Annotated in this window: 2 protein-coding genes; both read right to left on the reverse strand. The window is 68.3% G+C overall.

Features of this window, described 5'->3' with window-relative positions:
* Positions 1 to 123 precede the first annotated feature (123 nt).
* Positions 124 to 4,026, reverse strand: a complete 3,903-nt coding sequence (locus FNQ90_RS06595; RefSeq protein ID WP_143616585.1) for a DNA-directed RNA polymerase subunit beta' — start codon at positions 4,024 to 4,026, stop codon at positions 124 to 126.
* A gap of 106 nt (positions 4,027 to 4,132) precedes the next feature.
* On the reverse strand, positions 4,133 to 7,618 hold the full coding sequence (gene rpoB / locus FNQ90_RS06600; RefSeq protein ID WP_182605404.1) for a DNA-directed RNA polymerase subunit beta: 3,486 nt from the start codon (positions 7,616 to 7,618) through the stop codon (positions 4,133 to 4,135).
* Positions 7,619 to 8,267 lie beyond the last annotated feature (649 nt).

Raw genomic sequence — 8,267 nt, forward strand, 5'->3', positions numbered from 1 at the left:
CGCTCCCCCACGACCCTCCCGCCCTCCGGAAACGCCGCGAGGGCGGCACCCCCGTTCCCGGGAGCACCGCCCTCGCGGTGGATCGGGCCGAACCCGACCCGTGCGGAGCGTGTGTCGTACGCCTCAGCCCTGGTAGGGGCCGTAGTCGTAGTCCTCCAGCGGCACGGCCTGGCCGGATCCGGTGCCGAAGGGCGAGTAATCGATGTCGTCGTAACCGACGGCCGAGTACATCGCGGCCTTCGCCTCCTCCGTCGGCTCCACCCGGATGTTCCGGTACCGGGACAGGCCCGTGCCGGCCGGGATGAGCTTACCGATGATCACGTTCTCCTTGAGGCCGATCAGGGAGTCCGACTTGGCGTTGATCGCCGCGTCGGTGAGCACCCGGGTCGTCTCCTGGAAGGACGCCGCCGACAGCCACGACTCGGTGGCCAGCGACGCCTTGGTGATCCCCATCAGCTGCGGGCGACCGGAGGCGGGGTGCCCGCCCTCGGCGACCACGCGACGGTTCTCCGACTCGAACTTCGAGCGTTCCACCAGCTCACCCGGCAGCAGTTCCGCGTCGCCGGACTCGATGATCGTCACGCGGCGCAGCATCTGCCGCACGATGATCTCGATGTGCTTGTCGTGGATCGCCACGCCCTGCGAGTTGTAGACCTTCTGCACCTCGTTGACCAGGTAGACCTGGACGGCCCGCTGGCCGAGGATGCGCAGCACGTCGTGCGGGTTGGTGGCACCCACGGTGAGCGCCTGACCCACCTCGACGCGGTCGCCCTCGCCGACGGTCAGCCGGGCCCGCTTGGAGACCGGGTACGGCTGCTCGTCGGTGCCGTCGTCCGGCGTGACGACGACCTTCTTGGTCTTCTCGGTCTCCTCGATCCGAACCCGGCCGGCGGCCTCGGAGATCGGCGCGACACCCTTGGGCTGCCGGGCCTCGAAGAGCTCGACCACACGCGGCAGACCCTGGGTGATGTCGTCACCGGCCACACCACCGGTGTGGAAGGTCCGCATCGTCAGCTGGGTGCCGGGCTCACCGATGGACTGCGCGGCGATGATGCCGACCGCCTCACCGATGTCCACCAGCTTGCCGGTGGCCAGCGAACGGCCGTAGCACATCGCGCAGGTGCCCACGGCGGACTCGCAGGTCAGCACGGAGCGGGTCTTGACCGTCTCCACGCCGTGCCGGACCAGCTCGTCGATGAGCACGTCGCCCAGGTCGGTGCCGGCACCGGCCAGCACCTTGCCGTCCACGACCACGTCCTCGGCGAGGCACCGGGCGTAGACGCTGGACTCGACGTTCTCCTCCTTGCGCAGCACGCCGTCGGTGCCCCGGGAGGCGATCGGCAGCTTCAGGCCGCGCTCGGTGCCGCAGTCCTCCTCGCGGATGATGACGTCCTGCGAGACGTCCACCAGACGCCGGGTCAGGTAACCCGAGTCGGCGGTCCGCAGGGCGGTGTCCGCCAGACCCTTCCGGGCGCCGTGCGTGGAGATGAAGTACTCCAGCACGGACAGACCCTCGCGGAAGGACGCCTTGATGGGACGCGGGATGGTCTCGTTCTTGGCGTTGGACACCAGACCGCGCATACCGGCGATCTGCCGCATCTGCATCATGTTTCCGCGGGCCCCGGAGTCCACCATCATGAAGATGGAGTTGGTCTTCGGGAAGTTCTCGCTCATGACCTCCGCGACCTCGTTGGTCGCCTTGGTCCAGATGCCGATGAGCTCCTGGGTGCGCTCGTCCTTGGTGATCAGGCCGCGCTCGTACTGCTTCTGGACCTTCTCGTCCTGCGCCTCGTAGGAGGCGATGATCTCCTTCTTCGCCTCGGGCACGACGATGTCGGAGACCGCCACGGTCACCCCGGAGCGGGTGGACCAGTGGTAACCGGCCGACTTGAGGTTGTCCAGCGTCGCCGCGACCACGATCTTCGGGTAACGCTCGGCCAGGTCGTTGACGATCTCGGAGATCTGCTTCTTGCCGACCGGACGGTCGACGAAGGGGTAGTCCTCCGGGAGCAGCTCGTTGAAGAGCGCGCGCCCCAGGGTCGTCCGCAGCCGGAAGGCGTCACCCGGCTGCCACTCCTGCTCCTCGCCCTCGGCCACGGCCGGGGGGGTCCAGCCGCGCGGCGGCACGGTCCCGATCGGGAAGCGGATGTCCACCTCGGCCTGGAGGGAGAGCTCCCCCGCGTCGAAGGCCATGACGGCCTCGGCGGTGGAGGCGAAGGAGCGACCGGCGCCCCGGATCTCGCGTCCCTCGGCGTCGGTGGTCAGGAAGAACAGTCCGAGCACCATGTCCTGGGTGGGCATGGTCACCGGACGGCCGTCCGCCGGCTTGAGGATGTTGTTCGAGGACAGCATGAGGATGCGGGCCTCGGCCTGCGCCTCCGCCGACAGCGGCAGGTGCACGGCCATCTGGTCGCCGTCGAAGTCGGCGTTGAAGGCGGTGCAGACCAGCGGGTGGATCTGGATCGCCTTGCCCTCGACCAGCTGCGGCTCGAACGCCTGGATGCCCAGACGGTGCAGGGTGGGGGCCCGGTTGAGCAGCACCGGGTGCTCGGCGATGACCTCTTCCAGCACGTCGTACACGACCGTGCGACCGCGCTCGACCATCCGCTTGGCGGACTTGATGTTCTGCGCGTGGTTGAGGTCCACCAGCCGCTTCATGACGAAGGGCTTGAACAGCTCCAGCGCCATCGCCTTGGGCAGACCGCACTGGTGCAGCTTCAACTGCGGACCGACCACGATCACCGAACGGGCGGAGTAGTCCACCCGCTTGCCCAGCAGGTTCTGACGGAAGCGGCCCTGCTTGCCCTTGAGCATGTCGGAGAGCGACTTCAGCGGACGGTTGCCCGGGCCGGTCACCGGCCGACCGCGACGACCGTTGTCGAACAGCGCGTCGACGGCCTCCTGGAGCATCCGCTTCTCGTTGTTCACGATGATCTCGGGGGCACCGAGGTCGAGCAGTCGCTTCAGGCGGTTGTTGCGGTTGATGACCCGGCGGTACAGGTCGTTCAGGTCGGAGGTCGCGAAGCGGCCACCGTCCAGCTGCACCATCGGACGCAGGTCCGGCGGGATGACCGGGACGCAGTCCAGGACCATGCCCTTGGGGCTGTTGGAGGTCTGCAGGAACGCGGAGACGACCTTGAGCCGCTTGAGGGCCCGGGTCTTCTTCTGGCCCTTGCCGGTGCGGATGATCTCCCGCAGCCGCTCGGCCTCCTCGTCCAGGTCGAAGGTCTCCAGCCGCTTCTGCAGCGCGGCGGCGCCCATCGAGCCGTCGAAGTAGGTGCCGAACCGGTCGCGGAGCTCGCGGTAGAGCATCTCGTCGCCCTCGAGGTCCTGGACCTTGAGGTTCTTGAAGCGGTTCCACACCTCGTCGAGGCGGTCGATCTCGCGCTGCGCGCGGTCGCGCAGCTGCTTCATCTCCCGCTCGGCGCCCTCGCGGACCTTGCGGCGGACGTCGGACTTGGCGCCCTCCGCCTCCAGCTCGGCGAGGTCGTTCTCGAGCTTCTTGGCGCGGTTCTCCAGGTCGGCGTCGCGGCGCTGCTCGATCTGCTGGCGCTCCACGGAGACGTGGGCCTCCAGGGAGGGCAGGTCGCGGGTGCGGCGCTCCTCGTCCACGTACGTGATCATGTACGCGGCGAAGTAGATGACCTTCTCCAGGTCCTTCGGCGCCAGGTCCAGCAGGTATCCCAGCCGGGACGGAACGCCCTTGAAGTACCAGATGTGCGTGACCGGGGCGGCCAGTTCGATGTGGCCCATCCGCTCGCGGCGCACCTTGGCGCGGGTCACCTCGACGCCGCAGCGCTCACAGATGATGCCCTTGAAGCGGACGCGCTTGTACTTGCCGCAGTAGCACTCCCAGTCCCGGGTGGGACCGAAGATCTTCTCGCAGAAGAGCCCGTCCTTTTCCGGCTTCAGGGTGCGGTAGTTGATCGTCTCCGGCTTCTTGACCTCGCCGTGGGACCACTGGCGGATGTCGTCGGCGGTGGCCAGGCCGATGCGGAGCTCGTCGAAGAAGTTGACGTCGAGCACTCTCGTCAATCCCTCTCAGGGTTGGTGTGTCGGTCAAGTGGTCTGATGAGGGGTCCGGGGACGGCCGGGACGCGCACCCGTTCGGCGCGCGTCCCGGCCCGGCCCGTCAGACCTCTTCGACGCTGCTCGGCTCGCGCCGGGACAGGTCGATACCGAGTTCCTCCGCCGCGCGGAAGACGTCCTCGTCGGTGTCGCGCATCTCGATGGACATGCCGTCGCTGGACAGCACCTCCACGTTGAGGCAGAGCGACTGCATCTCCTTGATGAGCACCTTGAAGGACTCGGGGATGCCCGGCTCGGGAATGTTCTCGCCCTTGACGATGGCCTCGTAGACCTTCACGCGGCCGGTCACGTCGTCGGACTTGATGGTCAGCAGCTCCTGGAGGGCGTAGGCGGCGCCGTACGCCTCCAGGGCCCACACCTCCATCTCGCCGAACCGCTGGCCGCCGAACTGCGCCTTACCGCCCAGCGGCTGCTGGGTGATCATCGAGTACGGGCCGGTGGAACGGGCGTGCAGCTTGTCGTCCACGAGGTGGTGGAGCTTGAGGATGTACATGTAGCCGATCGAGATCGGCTCGGGGAACGGCTCGCCGGAGCGCCCGTCGAACAGGTTGGCCTTGCCGGTGGGCATGACCATGCGGTCGCCGTCCCGGTTGGGCAGGGCGCTCTCGAAGAGACCGACCAGCTCGTCCTCGCGGGCACCGTCGAACACCGGGGTGGCGACGTTGGTGCGCGGCGCGACGTCGTCGGCACCGATCGCCGCGAGCCGGCGCTTCCACTCCTCGGTGTCGCCCTCGACCTTCCAGCCCTGGGAGGCGAGCCACCCGAGGTGGATCTCCAGGACCTGGCCGGGGTTCATCCGGGAGGGGACGCCCAGCGGGTTGAGGATGACGTCCACGGGGGTGCCGTCCTCCAGGAACGGCATGTCCTCCACGGGCAGGATCTTCGAGATGACGCCCTTGTTGCCGTGGCGGCCCGCGAGCTTGTCACCGTCGGTGATCTTGCGCTTCTTCGCCACGTAGACGCGGACCAGCTGGTTCACGCCCGGCGGCAGCTCGTCACCCTCCTCGCGGTCGAAGACCCGGACACCGATGACGGTGCCGGACTCGCCGTGCGGGACCTTCAGGGAGGTGTCGCGGACCTCGCGGGCCTTCTCGCCGAAGATCGCGCGCAGCAGCCGCTCCTCGGGGGTCAGCTCGGTCTCACCCTTGGGAGTGACCTTGCCGACCAGGATGTCACCGGCGGTCACCTCGGCGCCGATGCGGACGATGCCGCGGTCGTCGAGGTCGGCCAAGACCTCCTCGGAGACGTTCGGGATGTCCCGGGTGATCTCCTCGGGGCCCAGCTTGGTGTCGCGGGCGTCGACCTCGTGCTCGTCGATGTGGATGGAGGACAGGACGTCGTCCTGCACCAGCCGCTGCGAGAGGATGATCGCGTCCTCGTAGTTGTAGCCCTCCCACGACATGAAGGCCACCAGCAGGTTCTTGCCCAGCGCCAGCTCTCCGCGCTCGGTCGAGGGACCGTCGGCGATCACCTGACCGGCCACGACCTCCTGTTCCTCGCTCACCCGCACCTTCTGGTTGAAGGAGGTGCCCTGGTTGGAGCGGTGGAACTTCGACAGACGGTGCGTGACGTTGCTGCCGTCGGCGTAGCGCAGGGAGACGTAGTCGGCCGAGACCTCGGTGACCACGCCGTCCTGCTCGGCCTTGATGACGTCACCGGCGTCGGTCGCGGCGCGGTACTCCATGCCGGTGCCGACCAGCGGGGCCTCCGCCTTCAGCAGCGGCACGGCCTGGCGCATCATGTTCGAGCCCATGAGCGCGCGGTTGGCGTCGTCGTGCTCGAGGAACGGGATCATGGCGGTCGCCACCGACACCATCTGGCGCGGGGAGACATCCATGTAGTCGACGTCCTCGCCGGTGACGTAGTCGATCTCGCCACCGCGCCGGCGCACCAGCACGCGGTTCTCCGTGAACCGCAGGTCCTCGCCCAGCTTGGCGTTGGCCTGCGCGATGACGAAGCGGTCCTCCTCGTCGGCGGTCAGGTAGTGCACCTCGTCGGTGACCACACCGTCGACGACGCGACGGTAGGGGGTCTCCACGAAACCGAAGGCGTTGACCCGACCGAAGGCGGCGAGCGAACCGATCAGACCGATGTTCGGACCCTCGGGGGTCTCGATCGGGCACATCCGGCCGTAGTGCGAGGGGTGCACGTCACGGACCTCCAGGCCGGCCCGCTCACGGCTGAGACCGCCGGGGCCCAGCGCCGACAGACGACGCTTGTGGGTCAGCCCGGAGAGCGGGTTGGTCTGGTCCATGAACTGCGACAGCTGGCTGGTGCCGAAGAACTCCTTGATGGAGGCGACGACCGGCCGGATGTTGATCAGGGTCTGCGGCGTGATCGCCTCGACGTCCTGGGTGGTCATGCGCTCGCGGACGACCCGCTCCATACGGGCCAGACCGGTGCGGACCTGGTTCTGGATCAGCTCGCCGACGTTGCGCAGGCGCCGGTTGCCGAAGTGGTCGATGTCATCGGTCTCGACGACGATCGTCTGGCCCTCGGAGGTGACCGCCTCGGTCTCACCCGCGTGCAGGCGCACCAGGTACTTGATGGTGGCGACGATGTCCTCGATGGTGAGCACGCCGGAGTCCAGCGACTCGTTCCCGCCGAGCTTGCGGTTGATCTTGTAGCGGCCGACCTTGGCGAGGTCGTAGCGCTTGGGGTTGAAGTAGAGGTTCTCCAGCAGGGTCTGGGCGGCCTCACGGGTCGGCGGCTCGCCCGGACGCAGCTTGCGGTAGATGTCGAGCAGCGCGTCGTCCTGACCCTGGGTGTGGTCCTTCTCCAGGGTGGCGCGCATCGACTCGTACTCGCCGAACTCCTCCAGGATCTGCTCGGAGGTCCAACCCAGCGCCTTGAGCAGCACGGTGACCGACTGCTTGCGCTTGCGGTCCACGCGCACGCCGACCATGTCGCGCTTGTCGATCTCCATCTCCAGCCACGCGCCGCGGGAGGGGATGATCTTGGCCGAGAAAAGGTCCTTGTCGGAGGTCTTGTCGACGGAGCTGTCGAAGTAGACGCCCGGCGAGCGGACCAGCTGCGACACCACGACGCGCTCGGTGCCGTTGATGACGAAGGTGCCCTTGTCGGTCATGAGCGGGAAGTCGCCCATGAAGACCGTCTGGGACTTGATCTCACCGGTCTCGTTGTTGGTGAACTCGGCGGTGACGAAGAGCGGCGCGGCGTAGGTGAAGTCGCGCTCCTTGCACTCGTCGATGGAGTTCTTCGACGGCTCGAAGCGGTGGTCGCGGAAGGTCAGCGACATGGAGCCGGAGAAGTCCTCGATCGGGGAGATCTCCTCGAAGATCTCCTCCAGCCCGGACTTCGTGGGAACGTCGTGTCCGCTCTCCAGCGCGGCCTCGACGCGGGCCTTCCAGGCATCGTTGCCGAGCAGCCAGTCGAAGCTCTCGGTTTGCAGCGCGAGGAGATTCGGAACCTCGAGGGGCTCACGGATCTTCGCGAAGGAGACGCGCAGCGGAGCGGTGCCGGCGCCGTTGTTCGGGTGTTCGGTCGAGGCGGTGCGCGAGGCGGCCAAGAGGGGGTCCTTCCGAGGGCTCGGACTCTCTGCGCGCGTGCCGGTCCCCCTGGTGACGGACAGGGAGCAGTGAATAGGCAGCGCAAAGAGACAGTGTAGCCACAGGACACGCCGATGTCCACACCGCATCACGGGAATGCCCGGACCGACCCCGGAGATGCCTCCGGTCGGCCCTCCCGACCCCCGCCGGCGCGGCCACCCACCGGGGTGGAACGCCCCTGGAGGGGGTACCGCGGCCCTGCTCACGCCCTCGACGCGGGAGCCACCGCACGCGCCCGGGAATTCCCGGGCCCGAACCATGGGGCGGACCACCGGGGTCCACCCTACGCGCCGCGTACCGCCACGGCCCGGAACCGGGGTCCGAACCGACCCGGCGCCCGACCGCCTCGCCCACTCCGACCGCCTCGGTCGTCGGAACGGGAGCCGTCACTTCCGTCACCGCGGCGCCCGTCACCGGGGACCGCCTCGATCCTGCCTGCGGCATGGTTTCCCGCTTCGGTCGCGATTCATGCATCGGAGGGGAAACCGATTCGTCGCCCGGGGCCGTCCCGACCGCCCGGCGCGATCCGCGTCCCGAGAATCCCGTGCCCCCCGGCGTTCGTCAAGGGCCGGTCCGCCCCGGGCGGACCGGACCGGGGCGGGTGGGACC

Source organism: Streptomyces alkaliphilus, from assembly GCF_014141535.1.
GTDB lineage: Bacteria > Actinomycetota > Actinomycetes > Streptomycetales > Streptomycetaceae > Streptomyces > Streptomyces alkaliphilus.